Here is a 15,059-nt window from a genome sequence, read left to right on the forward strand (position 1 = left end):
TAGATACCCGTCCGCGCGTGGCACCCCCCGGCACGCCGCGACCCCCGCCATCCGGGGATGACGGGGGTCGGGGAGGCGCACCTGTGATCGGGAGATCACATGGCGTCGAGGATCTCCTTGGCGAGCGCGGCGGTCGCGGACGGCGTCTTGCCGACCTTGACGCCCGCGGCCTCGAGGGCCTCCTGCTTGGCCTGCGCGGTGCCCGCGGAGCCGGAGACGATGGCGCCGGCGTGGCCCATGGTCTTGCCCTCGGGTGCCGTGAAGCCGGCCACGTAGCCGACGACCGGCTTGGTGACGTTGTCCTTGATGTAGTCGGCCGCCCGCTCCTCGGCGTCGCCACCGATCTCACCGATCATCACGATGACCTTGGTCTCCGGGTCGTTCTCGAAGGCCTCGATGCAATCGATGTGCGTGGTGCCGATGATCGGGTCGCCGCCGATGCCGATGGCGGTGGAGAAGCCGTAGTCGGCGAGCTCGTACATCATCTGGTAGGTCAGCGTGCCCGACTTGGACACGAGTCCGATCGGGCCCTTGCCTGCGATGTTGGCCGGGGTGATGCCGACCAGCGACTCGCCCGGCGTGATGATGCCCGGGCAGTTGGGGCCGATGATGCGGGTCTTTTCGCCCTTGGCCACGTTGTAATTCCACGCGTCGGCGGTGTCCAGGACCGGGGCGCCCTCGGTGATGACCACGGCGAGCGGGATCTCCGCGTCCACGGCCTCGATGATGGCGTCCTTGGTGAACGGCGGCGGGACGAAGAGGATCGTCACGTCGGCACCGGTGGCCTCCATGGCCTCGGACACGGAGCCGAACACGGGGAGCTCGACGTCGTTGCCGTCGGCGTCCTTGTGGGCCACGGTGGTGCCGGCCTTACGGGCGTTGACGCCACCGACGACCTGGGTGCCGGCCGCGAGCATGCGGGCGGTGTGCTTGGTGCCCTCGCCGCCGGTGATGCCCTGGACGATGACCTTGCTGTCCTTGTTGAGGAAGATCGACATTTCGTGTTGTTCCTACTCTTCCTACTTGGAGGCCAGCTCGGCGGCCTTGTCGGCGCCGGAGTCCATGTTGTCGGCCAGGGTCACGAGCGGGTGGTTCGCGTCGGCGAGAATCTTGCGACCCTCCTCGACGTTGTTGCCGTCCAGGCGGACGACCAGCGGCTTGTTGGCCTCGTCGCCCAGCATCTCCAGAGCCTTGACGATGCCGTTGGCCACCGCGTCGCACGCGGTGATGCCGCCGAAGACGTTGACGAAGACGCTCTTGACCTGCTCGTCGCCGAGGATCACGTCGAGACCGTTGGCCATGACCTCGGCCGAGGCGCCGCCACCGATGTCGAGGAAGTTGGCGGGCTTGACCCCACCGTGGTTCTCCCCGGCGTAGGCCACCACGTCGAGCGTGGACATGACCAGTCCGGCACCGTTGCCGATGATCCCGACCTGACCGTCGAGCTTGACGTAGTTGAGGTCGTTCTCCGCAGCCTTCTGCTCGAGCGGATCGGTGGTGCCCGCGTCGGAGAAGTCGGCGAAGACGTCCTTGTGACGGAACTCGGCGTTCTCGTCCAGCGTGACCTTGCCGTCCAGCGCGAGGATCTCGTCGTCCGGGGTGCGGACCAGCGGGTTCACCTCGACGAGGGTGGCGTCCTCGTTGACGAACACCTCGTACAGCTTCGCGATCGTCACGGCGGCCGCGTCCAGCACCTCTTCGGGGAGATGGCCGGCGGCTGCGATCTCGCGCGCCTTTGCCACGTCGACCCCGACCGTGGGGTCGATGTTGATCCGTGCGAGGCGGTCCGGGGACTCCTCGGCGACCTGCTCGATCTCCACGCCGCCCTCGACCGAGCACATGGCCAGGTAGTTGCGGTTGGAACGATCGAGGACGAAGGAGATGTAGTACTCCTCCGCGATGTCGCTGGCCTCGGCCACGAGGAGCTTCTTGACTATGTGGCCCTTGATGTCCAGGCCCAGGATGTCCTCGGCCCGCGCACGTGCCTCGGTGGCGTTCTCCGCCAGCTTCACGCCGCCGGCCTTACCGCGGCCTCCGACCTTGACCTGCGCCTTGACGACGACAGGCTTGCCGATCTCGGCCGCGACCTTCTCGGCCTCTTCCGCGGTATCCGCGACGCGCCCCGGGGTGGTGGGGACGTCATGCTTCGCGAAGAGAGCCTTTGCCTGGTATTCAAAGAGATCCATCAGCTCACCATCTTGACGTGGGTAGATTCGCCCGGCCCTGTTGAAAGCCGAGTCAACCCTCATCCTAAGCGCGCGGTGTGTCGCCCGTCGCACACTGGGGGTGCCAGTGTGCGTTGGATCACCGCAACGGTCATGCCCGTTGCGCTCGAGGTCGCCACACGGGACCCACGCGTCATCGTCACACCCGTGCACCACTGGAGTCACACCAGTGTGATCCACCCCTCGCTCCCCGGTTGCCGGTTACCTTGCGGCACCGTTGCCGATCCGTTACCTTGGACGACGTCTTGGTCACGGAAAGATCACAGCACGACCTCAGAGGGGAAACACCACCGGTGATGAACGAGTCGCAGTACGTACCACCAGCGGCTCCTGTCGTCGTGCCCGCCTCCGGTGCACCCCGCACCGGACGCCACCGTCTCCCCGCTCCCCCGCACGCACTTCGCGGTCGAGCCGCCGTTCTGGCCGTCGCCGCGGGCGCCGCGGTCTCCGCCGCCTCCGCCGGTTCCGCCCTGGACCTCGCGGGCACCCACTCGGCGGAGGCCGGTGACATCGCCCTGCTCGCCAACGGCGAGTCCGCCCCGGCGACCACCGCGCCCACCGCGTCGTCGAGCTCCGCCACCGCCACTCCCTCGCTGCCCGAGCCCGTCGTCGTGCCGGTCGTCGCCACCGAGTCGGAGAACGCACAGTCGGCCATGCTCTACGCCGGCACCGAGATCAACACACAGCGTGAGATCGCCGAGGAGCAGGCCCGCCGCCCGAAGGTCTCCCTGCCCGCCATCGGAACGTTCACCTCGGGCTTCGGTATGCGCTGGGGCGCGATGCACGCGGGCATCGACATCGCCAACTCCAACGGCACCCCCATCCTCGCGGCCACCGACGGGGTCGTGGTCGACGCGGGTCCGGCCCAGGGCTACGGCAACTGGGTGCGGATCATGTCCGACGACGGGACGATGACCGTCTACGGCCACATGGAGACGGTCGACGTCCGTGAGGGCGAGCGGGTCTACGCCGGCCAGAAGATCGCCGGCATGGGCAACCTCGGCTTCTCCACGGGCACCCACCTGCACTTCGAGGTCCTGCTGAACGACGGCACCCAGCACATCGATCCGGTGATCTGGCTGGCCCAGAACGGCCTGCAGCTCCCCGGCGCCGAAAGCTCCGAGAGCAGCTCGGTCTCCCCTCTCTTCGGGAGCTGATCCGCTCTCCTAGAGCTTCTGCATGGGGACTCCCCCGATAAGCATCAACCGCACCTTTCCCGAGGCGCCGAAGTCGATCGTCGCCGTGGCCCGCGGACCGCTCCCGTCGCAGGTCAGGACCTTGCCGAGACCGTACTTGTCGTGGGTGACGCGATCTCCGGGAACCAGCTCCAGTGCGGGTGCGGACGTCTTCGCGCGCGGGATCCCCGAATTCCTGCCCCCGCCGGAGCCGAACCCGCCGCCGGTTCCGTAGCCGCCGCCCCCCGCTGTCCCTGCGCCGAAACGGCGCCGGGGCGCATACGAGTCGCCGTCACCGAAACCGCTGCCGCCGGCCGGCTCCTCGCGCTGCCATTCGATCGCCTGTGAGGGGATCTCCTCGAGGAAGCGCGACCCCGGATTGGTCATCGGTTGACCCCACGACGAGCGCATCATGGCGCGGGTCAGGTAGAGCCGCTTGCGGGCACGGGTGATCCCGACGTAAGCGAGACGCCGCTCCTCGGAGAGCTCGGCCGGATCCCCGAGTGCGCGCATGTGTGGGAACAGCCCGTCCTCCATCCCGATGAGGAAGACCACCGGGAACTCGAGCCCCTTCGCGGTGTGCAGGGTCATGAGAGTGACCTGTCCCTGGTCCTCGGCGGGGATCTGGTCGGCGTCCGCGACGAGCGACACCCGCTCGAGGAATGCCGCCAGCGAACCGGGCTCGGCCAGACCCTCGTCGAGTTCGGCATCAGCCTGGTCGGCGACGGCGCCCGCGGCGTCTCCCGCCTGTTCCTCCCCGAAGCCCTGTTCGCGTGCGGAACGCTGTAGCGCGGCCTCGGAGGAGAACTCCCGCCCCACTCCCACCAGCTCGTTGAGGTTGTCCAGACGCGCCGCGTCCTGCGGGTCGTTGGACGCCTCCAACTCCGCCCGGTATCCGGTCCGATCGAGCACGGCCTCGACGAGAGCTCCGACGTCGGGAGCGGATTCCTGGCCCCCTGCGTGGTCGCCACCGTCCAACCGCCCGCGGAGCTCGTCGAGCAACGCGACGAACCCCGCGATCGCCTTGACCGAGCGGGTGGGCAGCAGCGAGACCTTCCCCTCGGCCGCATCCCTGAGCGCTTCACCGAACCCGATGGCCCGCTGCTCGGCGTGGACCACCACACAGGCCTCGGCGCGGTCGCCTATCCCCCGCCTCGGGGTGTTGAGGATCCGGCGCAGCGCCACCGTGTCCTCCGGATTCGAGAGGGCCTTGAGGTACGCGACCACGTCGCGCACCTCCTTGCGCTCGTAGAACCTGGTGCCCCCGACGACCTTGTACGGCAGTCCGAGTCGCACGAACACGTCCTCGATCACGCGCGAGGAGTTGTTGGTCCGGTAGAACACCGCCACGTCCGAGTAGCCGGCAGCCCCGGAGTCCACGAGTCGGTCGATCTCTCCGGCGATGAACCGGGCCTCGTCGTGCTCGTTGTCCGCCACATACCCCACGAGCAGCTCGCCGGCCCCCTCGTCGGTCCAGAGGTTCTTCTCCCGGCGGCCGGGGTTGCGGGAGATCACCGCGTTCGCGGCGGAGAGGATCGTCTGCGTGGAGCGGTAGTTCTGCTCGAGCAGGATGGACCTGGCGTCCGGGTAGTCGTGTTCGAAGTCCTCGATGTTGCGGATCGTGGCGCCACGGAACGCGTAGATGGACTGGTCCGCGTCACCCACCACGCAGAGCTCCGCCGGGGTCACGCCCGCCGCCGCGTCCGCCTCGGACCCGGCGGCGCCGCCCACGAGCGTCCGGACCAGGACGTACTGCGCATGGTTGGTGTCCTGGTACTCGTCCACCATGACGTGCCGGAACCGGCGCCGGTAGTACGCCGCCACCTCCGGGTGGGCCCGGAGCAGCCCCACCGTCTCCCCGATCAGGTCGTCGAAGTCGAAGGCGTTGGCCGACTGCAGGCGCGCCTGGTACTCGGTGAACACCGCCGCCACCGTCTGCCCGGTCCGGTCCGAGTCCTCCAGCGCACGGTCCATGGCCTCCGACGGCTCACGGAGCTCGTTCTTGTGGTTGGAGATGGCCGAGGCCAGCATCCGCGGCGTGAACTTCTTGACCTCGAGGTGCTGCTCCTTGGCGATCATGCCCAGCAGCCGACGGGAGTCGTCCGAGTCGTAGATCGTGAAGTTGGAGTTGCGGGTGCCCAACAGCGCGGACTGCGCGCGCAGGATCCGCACACAGATCGAGTGGAACGTGGCCACCCACATCCGCTCGGCATGCGGCCCGACGAGCGCCGACACCCGCTCCCGCATCTCGGCCGCGGCCTTGTTGGTGAACGTGATGGCGAGGATCTGCCCGGGGTGCGCACCGCCCTCGGCCAGCAGATAGGCGATCCGCCTGGTCAGCACACTGGTCTTCCCCGACCCCGCCCCGGCGACGATCAACAGCGGTCCGCCGCGGTGCGTGACCGCAGCGACCTGCTGAGGGTTGAGCCCGTCCAGGAGAGGCGAGCGGGGCGAGGTGGGGCTGACTGGGGCCGGTGCGGAATAGGTCATCGTGGCGTCCAATCTACCCACCCGGTCCGACACCCCGGACTCAGCGCTGGCGGGCCCCCATGAACTCCTCGACCTGTGCCGCCGTCGCCTTCAGAGACGGATCGTTGTCGAGGTAGTGCCGGGTCTCGCGGGCGATGAGACCGGAGAGAACCAGGAGGCCGATGAGGTTCGGGATGGCCATGAGCCCGTTCATCACGTCCGCGAAGTTCCACACCGTCTCGAGCTCGGTCACGGCGCCCACGAACACCACGCACGTGAAGACCATCCGGTACGGGATCACGCCACGGGCACCGGCAAGTCTCTCGACGCACCGCTCGCCGTAGTACGACCAGCCGAGGATCGTCGAGAACGCGAAGAAGGCGATCGAGACCGCCACGAGTTTGTCCCCGTACGGCATCGCCTCGGCGAACGCGTCGGCGGTCATGGTCCCGGCCGAGTCCCCTCCCCGCTGCCACACCCCGGAGGTGACGAGGACCAGGCCGGTGAACGTCACCACGATGATCGTGTCGATGAACGTCTGCGTCATGGACACGAGGCCCTGGCGGGTGGGGTGGGTGGTCTTGGCCGCCGCGGCCGCGATGGCCGCGGACCCCATGCCCGACTCGTTGGAGAAGATGCCACGCGCGACACCCATCTGAATGGCGTACAGGATCGCCGAACCGGCGAAGCCCCCCACCGCGGACGTGCCGGTGAAGGCCTCGGAGAATATCTGACCGAACGCCCCGGGGATCGCCTCGGCGTTGACCACCAGGACGACCATGCCGCCAATCAGGTAGAGCACGATCATCAGGGGCACGAACCCGGCCGTGACCCGGCCGATGGCCTTGATGCCGCCGAGCAACACCGCACCGGTGAGGACGAACAGGATGATCCCGGTGGCGACCACGGGCACGCCGAAGGAGTTGTCGAGCTGGGCGGCGACCGCGTTGCCCTGCGTCATGTTGCCGATACCGAAGCTCGCCAGTACGGCGAACACCGCGAAGACGAGCGAGAGGACCAGCCCCACCCTGCCGCCGGTTCGCCCGAACAACTCGGCGAACCCCCGGTGAAGGTAGTACTGCGGGCCGCCTGACTGCTCCCCGCGGGCGTCGGTGACGCGGTACCGCACACCGAGGAACGCCTCCGAGTACTTGGAGGCCATACCCACGAGGGCGGTCACCCACATCCAGAAGAGCGCTCCCGGACCGCCCAGGGAGATGGCCGTGGCCACGCCGACGATATTGCCCACGCCGACGGTGGCGGCGAGCGCCGTGGTGAGCGCCTGGTACTGGGTGATGTCACCCGGTCCGGCGTCGTCCTTCCTCCGCACCAACCCCAGATTGAGAGCGGGACCCAGTTTGCGGAACTGCAGCAGCCGCAGGCGGATCGTGAGGAAGAGGCCGGTGCCGAGGAGCAGCGGGATGAGGACGAACGGTCCCCAGATCACGGATCCGATGTCCGCGAGAAGCGATGTCAAGTTCTCCACGGGCGGAAACAATAGACGGTACTGCGGCCTCCTCGGAAGGGAGTGGGATAATCCCGGTATGAACACCGACCCCGCCGGCACCGACGATCCGCTTTCCGAGGCCCAGATCCAGGAGCTACGCCTGGAGATCGACCGTCTCGACGCCGAGATCCTGGACGCGATCGTCCGCCGCAGCGAGATCTCCAAGCGCATCGGTCGGACGCGCATGCAGTCCGGTGGAACCAAGCTCGTCCACACCCGCGAACTCAAGGTCTACGAACGCTTCTCCTCACTCGGTCAGGAGGGTCAGACCCTCGCCGGCATGCTCCTTCGCCTCGGTCGCGGCCGACTGGGCTAGAGACCTGTCAGGCCGACCCGGGACGGCCCGAGGCGAACGGACGCCGAGGCGAACCCCGGCCACGTGTGGTGGTTGTTCACCCAGTACCAGCCCACCTTGGGGGCGCCCTTGTTCTCCCGCCCGTCGCGCCCGGTCCCGCCACTGATCCACAGAGCCGGCGTCCGCGCGTCGAGCGCGCCGTTCGTCTTCCGCTTGCGCGAACCGATGCACATGAAGCACCTCCCCGGTTCGCGCCGGTCCGGCTCCTGCAGCAGCCAGCTCACCCCTTCAGAGATGGTCAGCGGTGTGCGCGCCCGTCGTGCGAGCTCGGCGTGTGCCTCGGCCGGCGTCCAGTCCAGCATGTCGTCGCCGCGCCTCACGTCCCCCACCAGATAGAGCGGGACGTCCGGCACGTGGACGTCGTCGGTGCGCGGATCGGCGGAATCCGGGCGGGCAGCGTCGAGGGAGGCGGCGTGCTCCCGTAGCTGCGCGGCGGTGGTCCCGCCGAGCTCGGGCACGCCCGATTCGACCAGTCGTTCGGCCTGAACGGGCGACGCCGCCCCCGTATTCGCGACTAACCTCGAAGAAGGACGGGCGGGCGATCCCCGGCGGCGACTCTCGGCAGGAGCAGTGATGACGGACATCAGCACGACACGGCAGTGGGCGGCGGTCGAGGATCTCGTCCCGGCGATCGGAGAGGTGACGCTCCGCGACCTGTTCGACGCCGACCCGGAACGGGGCCGCCGCATGTCCGTCACCGCCGGCGACCTGCACGTCGATCTGTCCAAGAACCTCGTCACAGACGAGGTGTTGGCCGCCCTGACCGAGCTGGCCCACGCCGCCCGGTTGCCGGCGCAGCGGGCCGCCATGTTCCGGGGAGACCGCATCAACACGACAGAGGACCGATCCGTGCTCCACACGGCGCTCCGTCTCCCGGCGGACGCCGAGCTCGTCGTCGACGGCTCCGACGTGGTCGCCGAGGTCCACGCGGTGTTGGCGCGCATGACCGACTTCGCCGACCGTGTCCGGTCGGGCGAGTGGACAGGCCACACGGGCGCGCGGATCGACACCGTGGTCAACATCGGCATCGGCGGCTCCGACCTCGGGCCCGTGATGGTCGACAAGGCCCTCGGCCACCTCCAGACCGCCGGGATCCGCGCGCGGTACGTCTCCAACGTGGACCCCGCGGACCTCACGGCCGTGCTCTCGGAGATCGACCCCGCCACGACTCTCGTGGTGGTCGCCTCCAAGACCTTCACCACGCAGGAGACCATGGCCAACGCCCACGCGGCGCGCCGGCACTTCGTCGAGGCCCTGGGCTCCGAGGACGCGATCGCCGCGCACTTCGTCGCGGTGTCGACGGCCGCGGACGAGGTGACCGATTTCGGTATCGCGGCGGACAACATGTTCGAGTTCTGGGACTGGGTCGGGGGCCGGTACTCGGTGTCCTCGGCGATCGGGCTGTCCGTGATGCTCACCGCGGGCCCGGCGGCCTTCGTGGAGATGCTCGAGGGCTTCCACACGATGGACCTGCACTTCGCCACCGAAGCCCCCGAGCACAACGCGCCGGTCCTCATGGCACTGCTCGGTATCTGGTACACCTGTTTCCTCGGCGCCCAGGCCAAGGCGGTGATCCCGTACGCCCAGGGTCTCCTGCGATTCCCCGCCTATCTGCAGCAACTCACCATGGAATCCCTGGGGAAGTCGGTGCGACTCGACGGCTCCGACGTCACCTACCCCACCGGTGAGGTCTACTGGGGCGAGCCCGGCACCAACGGCCAGCACGCGTTCTTCCAGCTCCTCCACCAGGGCACGCACCTGGTACCCGTGGACTTCATCGGCGTGGCGCGCCCCGCGACCGACCTGGCCGCCCGCCTGCCCGGCCAACCGGATCCGGTCTCGATGCACGACCTACTCATGGCCAACCTCTTCGCGCAGTCCCGCGTGCTGGCGTTCGGCAAGACCGAGGACGAGGTGCTCGCCGACGGCGTCGACCCGGCAATCGCACCGCACAAGGTCATGCCGGGCAACCGACCGTCCACCACCATCCTGGCGCCGTCGCTCTCGCCCGGCGTGGTCGGTCAGCTCATCGCGCTCTACGAGCACGTGGTGTTCGTCCAGGCGGCTGTGCTCGGGATCAACGCGTTCGACCAGTGGGGCGTCGAGCTGGGCAAGGCGCAGGCCGGTGAGCTGCTGCCCGCGCTGATCGCGGACAAGCACCCCGGGGACGGCTTCGACTCCTCCACGGACTCGCTCGTCGAGATCTACCGAGAGGCCCGCGGACGGCGTTGAGCCGTTCATGTCGTAACCGGGTGCCACCATATGCCCATGGCCACGATCTACTGCACTGCAACCAGCCTGGACGGGTACATCGCCGACGACGACGAGAGTCTCTCCTGGCTTTTCGCGACGTCCGGTGAGGCCGAGCCCGCGGGCTACACACCGACCGACCCGGATCCCTCCCTGCCCGACCTCCACTTCGACCGCTTCTACGCCGACGTCGGTTCGATCGTCTGTGGCGTCAACACCTTCGAATGGGTCCGCCGCGACCTGACCAGGGACGGCCAACCGTTCGCCTGGCCGTACACGGTGCCCAGCTGGGTCGTCACCCACCGCGATCTCGCTCCGGTCGACGGCGTCGAGTTCTTCTCCGGTGACGTCACCGACCTGCACCCACTCCTCACGGAGGCCGCCGACGGCAAGGACGTCTGGATCGTCGGCGGGGGCGACCTCGCGGGCCAGTTCGCCGACCACGGACTACTCGACCGCGTCTGGATCCACCAGTGCCCGGTGGTACTCGGTTCCGGGCGACCCCTCCTGCCCCGCCGACTCCGTCTGCACCGTCAGAAGATCGAGACCCACGGCCAGTTCACGGCGATGCTCTTCGACGTGGTGGGACGCGAACCCCGAGACCCGGGCAAGGACCGATCCGGCTAGATCACACCCTTGCCGGATCGAAAGTATGTGCGTATAATAGAACGTATATTCGATGATGGGATGGCGACCCGGGACGGAGGGGCAGGGCATGACTGACGACACGGCCGGCGCCTCCTCTGCCGCGCCGAGCGCGTTGACCGACTTGACCACTGCAGCCCGCGCCGGGTGGGCCGCGGAGAACCGAGCCTGCGCGCAGCGGCTCACCGCCTGCTATGAGCTGTTCCGGGAGTGCGTGCGCAGAGAGGACTCCGGCGCAGGTCAGGATTGCCAGCCCGGTCACGCGGTGGTCGATTCGTTCGTTGTGGCCTCCGGCTACGTGGTGGCGGCGATGGCCGTCTCCACCCTGCGCGCCGAATCGATGATCAGCTTCGCGGTGGACCTGCACGAGCGCTACCCCGCGATCCTCGCGGCCCTGGCCGCCGGACGGTTGGACCACAGCGCGGCCCAGTTGTTGGCCAGGCAGATGTCCACAGTCGACGCCGACGTGGTCGCACTGGTCCAGCAGGAGGTGGTCGAGGAGTACCTGGCCGCGCTGGAGGCCGGGGAACGCCTGGGCGCCCGGGCGGTGCGCGAGAACGTCGACGCGATCATCGCCCGCTACGACGCCGACGGGATCCGGCGCCGCAGAGAGGAGGCCAGCCGCGACCGCGGGGTGCGCATCTCCAAGGGCACCGACGGCATGTCCACCCTGTCAGCCATCCTCGCCTCGGAGGAGGCCGCCGTCCTGGCCGAAGCCATCGACCAGCGGGTCGCGGAACACGCCGACGCAGACGCGGACGCCGCCGACACTGCCGGTGACTCGTCGGCGGAGGCGGCAGCGGACCGGGAGTGTTTCTACACCAAGGCAGAACGCCGCGCCGACGCCCTGCTGTCCCTGGTGTGCGGCGACGCCCTCCGCACCTACGAAGCGGACGAACCCCCGGCGCCCCTGCGGCCCAGGGTCACCGTCATCGCGCCGTGCGACGGCGTGGACGGGGAGCAGGCGCGGGTGGAGTTCACCCGCACCGGCCAGTCCGCACTCCAGGCACTGCTGGACATGCTCGTCACCACTGACGGAGCCAGCTTCGAGAAGATCGATCCCCGCATCGGAGCGGCCGACGATGCCCGCCGGGCGTTGACATACCGCCCCGGCACCGAGCTCGCCCGCCGCATACGGCTACGAGATGGCACCTGTCGCCACCCCGGCTGCGCGGTGCCGGCCGACGACTGCGACGTGGACCATGTTCGCCCGTTCGATCACGCCGACCCCGCCCGGGGCGGCCCGACGGAAGAGCGCAACCTGATGTGTCTGTGCCGGCGTCATCACCGGTTCAAGACGTTCTCCGAGTGGATCTACGACCTGCAACCCGATGGCACACTCCTCGTCATCACCCCGGACGGGGCAACCATGATGACGCGACCGTCCGGGCCGCTCGGGGCCTACCGACGTGAGCAGGCCCGTGCTGAGACCCGCGCGTGGGACAGGCAGCAGCAACGCAATCCGGACCCCACCACCACGCTCGGCGACGCTCGCTCCGAGCCCACGTACTGGACCCGCCGCGCCTCCCGCCTGAACGCTGAACGCGCCCACACCCGCGCCGAGCCCGCCCGTGCTGGTGGTACCGGGCCCGGCAACACCCGCCCCGCCGACCACAGTCGTTGGTGGCAGCGCAACAGGCCCGTGATCAGCGAGGTCGAGCAGCAGGTCCAGGTTCTGCTCGACGAGATCCTCGACCCACCGCCCTTCTGAGCCGGTCAGACGAACTTGCGGCTGGCCTTCTCCGGCAGCAGGGTCAGAAGCGGTCCGAGTGCCTTCCACGGCTTTGCGGGGACGAGCGCGCGGGTGGGTTCGGCGTCGATCGTCGTGACAAGGGCGTCGACACCCTCGTCGAACTCGGTCATCAACTTGGTCTTGACCGACCGGTTGATGTCGGTGCGGATGTACCCGGGCAGGATGTCGGTGACCTTGATGCGGCTGCCGGCGCTGTCGAGCTCGGCGTACAGCCCCTGCGCGAGGGAGGACACGAACGCCTTGGTGGCACCGTAGGTGTTCTGGGCCTTGGGCATACCACGCAGGGAGCTCACCGACGAGATGAACACCAGGTGCCCCTCGCCCCGCGCGTGAAGCAGTTCCATGGCGGCTTCCGCCTGATTGAGCGTGCCGACCACGTTGACCATCGCGGTCTCACGGTTGGCGTGCGCCTTGCCCGTACCGATGGACGCGCCCTTGCCCAGACCGGCGTTGAGGACGAACCGGTCGATCCCGCCGAGTTCCGCGTCGAGCTCACCGAAGACCCGCTCCACCGCGTCGCCGTCAGACACGTCGAGCTCGCGGACCGCCACCGTGATCGACGGGTTGGCCGCCAGGAGCTCGGTGCGGAGCTCCTCCAGGCGCTCGAGACGACGGGCACAGAGCGCCAGGTTCTTTCCCTGCGCGGCCCAGCGACGAGCCATGCCCTCGCCGAGACCCGCGCTGGCGCCGGTGATCAGGATCGTGTTGCGGTCGGTCACAGGTTCTCCTCCGTTGGCGATTGCCCCAGTGTGGCACGCGCCGGCTGGCACGACGGGCAACGGTAGGCGATGCGATCGAGCGAATCGCTCGGCTCGTCCGGGTCTGCGAGACCGCCCAGCCGGAAAGTCTCCACCCCGGTCCCGCACCTGCGGCACGGCTTGCCGTCCCGCCCGTACACCCACAACTCCCGCCCACGCCGGGTGTCGCCGGTGGTCACCCGGACCGCGCGATCAGCGTTGGCGACCAGCAGTTTCCGCGCAAGAGTGACGGTGGCGGGAAGGTCGGACACCGCCCCCACCGGGTCGCGCGGGTCCAGGCCCCGCAGGAAACACAGTTCGGCGCGGTAGACCGTACCGATCCCGGCGAGATTGCGCTGATCCAACAGCGCCTCACCGATCGTCCGGGACGGTCGCTGCTCGATGCGGCGCACGATCTCCGCCGTACTCGCCCCCGGATCCCAGTCCGCACCCAGCAGATCCGGGCCGAGATGGTCGATCGCCCGGTCAGCTTCGGAAGGGCTCAACGCCCGCAACAGCCCGAGCTCGGTGCCCACCACTTCCATGTCGCCGGCGCGCAGCACCAGCCGGGCGGTGTGCGCGGGGAACCGCCAGCGCTCCCCTACCCGCTGGACGTGGATCCGGCCCTCCATCTTGAGATGGACGTGGAGCGTGACGGGGTCGCGCCCCCGGTCGTCAGGGCCGACCGCGAGAAAGAGGTGCTTCCCCCGGGACCGGGCCCCCTCCACGGTCCTGCCGCGGAGATCGACCGCCGCGAACCGCGGGACCCGGAGCTCGGCCCTGTCCAGGGTCCGCCCGGCGATCGCCTGCTGGACCCGCCTGGCCGCCCTGTAGACCGAATCGCCCTCCGGCACCGTTGACCCCTTCGCCCGGCAGCTGAATGTAGAAATCCCGGTGCCTTCGTGGCACCGACCGCGGCCGGTTCACCAGTCGCCGGGTTCACCATCCCAGTTCGCGACACCCCACGACACCGGCGGTCTCGATCTGCACCGTGACGTGCTCGATCCCGTGCTCGTCGAGCAGGACGCGTCGCGACTCCTCCAACACGTCGGAGTGGGTCACGTCGCTCCCCACCACCAGGTGCACGGTACCCACGTCCATCCCGGAGGTCAGGGTCCACAGGTGCAGGTCGTGCACCTCGTCGACGCCACCCACCGAGGCGAGGTGGGACTCCACCGCGGCCGGATCGATGCCGGCGGGCGCGTGTTGAGCGAGTACCGCGAGAACCTGTCTGCCGAGCATCAGCGAACGAACGACGATGAACACGGCGATCGCCACCGCGACCACCAGGTCCCACACCGTCGAGCCCGTGGCACGCATGAGCAGCGCGGCCGCGATCACCCCGACCGAGCCGGCGGCATCGGCGACCACCTCGAGGTACGCACCTCGGACCGCGAGGCTCTCGGAGGACCCGCCGCGCAGCAGCAGGATCGAGATGACGTTGACGACGAGCCCCAGAACCCCGACAAGAAGCATGGTTCCGGTGGCGACGGGAGCATGGGACCCCCACCGGCTGACCGCCTCGAGCAGGACGTACACGCCCATTCCGAGCATGATGAGCACCGCCAGACCGGAGGCGAAGATCTCTACGCGGTAGTGGCCGAACGTGCGGCGTCCGGTGGAGTCCGGCCGCGACGCGATCATCGTCGCCAGCAACGCGGCCCCGAGCGCCACCACGTCCGCCGCCATGTGCCCGGCGTCCGAGAGCAGAGCCAGGGAGCCGGAGACGAGGCCCGCGATCAACTCCACCACGAAGAACGCCGAGGTCAGCGCAAAAGCGATCGCCAGCCCGGTCCGATGGCGCGCTCCGGCGTGACCGGTCGGCCGCGCGTGAGAGTGTCCGGCACCCATTCGACTTCACCTCCAGATACATGCATCTATGCGCATATCCTAACTGAAGGGGTCACGGGACTCAACGGCCGCTGTCCGAACGCCTGAGATCT

13 protein-coding genes are annotated in these 15,059 nt (G+C 68.9%); 5 read left to right on the plus strand and 8 right to left on the minus strand.

Annotation, left to right across the window (positions count from 1 at the left end):
* Positions 1 to 95: 95 nt before the first annotated feature.
* Positions 96 to 998, minus strand: coding sequence for a succinate--CoA ligase subunit alpha (gene sucD, locus NJE57_RS14225; protein ID WP_319029159.1), 903 nt, complete (start codon positions 996 to 998; stop codon positions 96 to 98).
* Positions 999 to 1,019: 21 nt separating this feature from the next.
* A complete protein-coding gene (gene sucC, locus NJE57_RS14230) occupies positions 1,020 to 2,186 on the minus strand; it encodes an ADP-forming succinate--CoA ligase subunit beta (protein WP_319029160.1) in 1,167 nt (388 codons plus the stop codon).
* Positions 2,187 to 2,521: 335 nt separating this feature from the next.
* Between sucC and NJE57_RS14235 the strand changes: the two genes are divergently transcribed.
* Positions 2,522 to 3,382 (plus strand): M23 family metallopeptidase, encoded by an 861-nt coding sequence (locus tag NJE57_RS14235; protein WP_319029161.1) that lies wholly within the window; start codon positions 2,522 to 2,524, stop codon positions 3,380 to 3,382.
* A 9-nt stretch (positions 3,383 to 3,391) separates the two neighbouring features.
* On the opposite strand, the gene NJE57_RS14240 is transcribed toward NJE57_RS14235, so the two are convergent.
* Together NJE57_RS14240 and NJE57_RS14245 are read right to left on the minus strand one after the other, a co-directional pair.
* Positions 3,392 to 5,890, minus strand: coding sequence for a UvrD-helicase domain-containing protein (locus NJE57_RS14240; RefSeq protein WP_319029162.1), 2,499 nt, complete (start codon positions 5,888 to 5,890; stop codon positions 3,392 to 3,394).
* A gap of 40 nt (positions 5,891 to 5,930) precedes the next feature.
* The gene (locus NJE57_RS14245) at positions 5,931 to 7,355 is read right to left on the minus strand and encodes a sodium:alanine symporter family protein (RefSeq protein ID WP_319029164.1); all 1,425 of its coding nucleotides are present in this window, start codon (positions 7,353 to 7,355) and stop codon (positions 5,931 to 5,933) included.
* A gap of 58 nt (positions 7,356 to 7,413) precedes the next feature.
* On the opposite strand from NJE57_RS14245, the gene NJE57_RS14250 reads away from it, so the two are divergent.
* The gene (locus NJE57_RS14250; RefSeq protein ID WP_107746400.1) at positions 7,414 to 7,692 is read left to right on the plus strand and encodes a chorismate mutase; all 279 of its coding nucleotides are present in this window, start codon (positions 7,414 to 7,416) and stop codon (positions 7,690 to 7,692) included.
* Here NJE57_RS14250 and NJE57_RS14255 read toward each other — a convergent pair.
* The gene (locus NJE57_RS14255; RefSeq protein ID WP_319029165.1) at positions 7,689 to 8,189 is read right to left on the minus strand and encodes a DUF5701 family protein; all 501 of its coding nucleotides are present in this window, start codon (positions 8,187 to 8,189) and stop codon (positions 7,689 to 7,691) included. The two genes, NJE57_RS14250 and NJE57_RS14255, sit on opposite strands and share 4 nt — an antisense overlap.
* A gap of 115 nt (positions 8,190 to 8,304) precedes the next feature.
* Between NJE57_RS14255 and pgi the strand changes: the two genes are divergently transcribed.
* The 3 genes from pgi to NJE57_RS14270 all read left to right on the plus strand — a co-directional run bounded on the left by pgi (position 8,305) and on the right by NJE57_RS14270 (position 12,337).
* Positions 8,305 to 9,963: a glucose-6-phosphate isomerase gene (gene pgi / locus NJE57_RS14260; protein ID WP_319029166.1), complete on the plus strand. Its 1,659-nt coding sequence runs from the start codon at positions 8,305 to 8,307 to the stop codon at positions 9,961 to 9,963.
* Between the two features lie 36 nt (positions 9,964 to 9,999).
* On the plus strand, positions 10,000 to 10,608 hold the full coding sequence (locus tag NJE57_RS14265) for a dihydrofolate reductase family protein (RefSeq protein WP_319029168.1): 609 nt from the start codon (positions 10,000 to 10,002) through the stop codon (positions 10,606 to 10,608).
* An 88-nt stretch (positions 10,609 to 10,696) separates the two neighbouring features.
* A complete protein-coding gene (locus NJE57_RS14270) occupies positions 10,697 to 12,337 on the plus strand; it encodes an HNH endonuclease signature motif containing protein (RefSeq protein WP_319029170.1) in 1,641 nt (546 codons plus the stop codon).
* Between the two features lie 5 nt (positions 12,338 to 12,342).
* Here the strand turns inward: NJE57_RS14270 and NJE57_RS14275 are convergent, their stop codons facing one another.
* From NJE57_RS14275 to NJE57_RS14285, 3 genes are all read right to left on the minus strand, one after another.
* Positions 12,343 to 13,098 (minus strand): SDR family oxidoreductase, encoded by a 756-nt coding sequence (locus NJE57_RS14275; protein WP_319029172.1) that lies wholly within the window; start codon positions 13,096 to 13,098, stop codon positions 12,343 to 12,345.
* Positions 13,095 to 13,970: a DNA-formamidopyrimidine glycosylase family protein gene (locus NJE57_RS14280; RefSeq protein ID WP_319029173.1), complete on the minus strand. Its 876-nt coding sequence runs from the start codon at positions 13,968 to 13,970 to the stop codon at positions 13,095 to 13,097. Before NJE57_RS14280 ends, NJE57_RS14275 begins: the two co-directional genes overlap by 4 nt.
* An 85-nt stretch (positions 13,971 to 14,055) precedes the next feature.
* Entirely contained in the window at positions 14,056 to 14,967 is a 912-nt protein-coding gene (locus NJE57_RS14285) for a cation diffusion facilitator family transporter (RefSeq protein ID WP_319029174.1), read from the minus strand.
* Positions 14,968 to 15,059 lie beyond the last annotated feature (92 nt).

Origin of the sequence: Dietzia sp. PP-33 (assembly GCF_033790845.1) — a bacterium.
GTDB lineage: Bacteria > Actinomycetota > Actinomycetes > Mycobacteriales > Mycobacteriaceae > Dietzia.

Excerpts from the sequence above, each read along its gene's own strand:
- NJE57_RS14285 (WP_319029174.1), bottom strand. The coding sequence starts at position 14,967 with ATGGGTGCCGGACACTCTCACGCGCGGCCGACCGGTCACGCCGGAGCG.
- NJE57_RS14265 (WP_319029168.1), top strand. The coding sequence starts at position 10,000 with ATGGCCACGATCTACTGCACTGCAACCAGCCTGGACGGGTACATCGCC.
- NJE57_RS14240 (WP_319029162.1), bottom strand. The coding sequence starts at position 5,890 with ATGACCTATTCCGCACCGGCCCCAGTCAGCCCCACCTCGCCCCGCTCG.
- NJE57_RS14270 (WP_319029170.1), top strand. The coding sequence starts at position 10,697 with ATGACTGACGACACGGCCGGCGCCTCCTCTGCCGCGCCGAGCGCGTTG.
- sucC (WP_319029160.1), bottom strand. The coding sequence starts at position 2,186 with ATGGATCTCTTTGAATACCAGGCAAAGGCTCTCTTCGCGAAGCATGAC.
- NJE57_RS14235 (WP_319029161.1), top strand. The coding sequence starts at position 2,522 with ATGAACGAGTCGCAGTACGTACCACCAGCGGCTCCTGTCGTCGTGCCC.
- NJE57_RS14250 (WP_107746400.1), top strand. The coding sequence starts at position 7,414 with ATGAACACCGACCCCGCCGGCACCGACGATCCGCTTTCCGAGGCCCAG.
- pgi (WP_319029166.1), top strand. The coding sequence starts at position 8,305 with ATGACGGACATCAGCACGACACGGCAGTGGGCGGCGGTCGAGGATCTC.
- sucD (WP_319029159.1), bottom strand. The coding sequence starts at position 998 with ATGTCGATCTTCCTCAACAAGGACAGCAAGGTCATCGTCCAGGGCATC.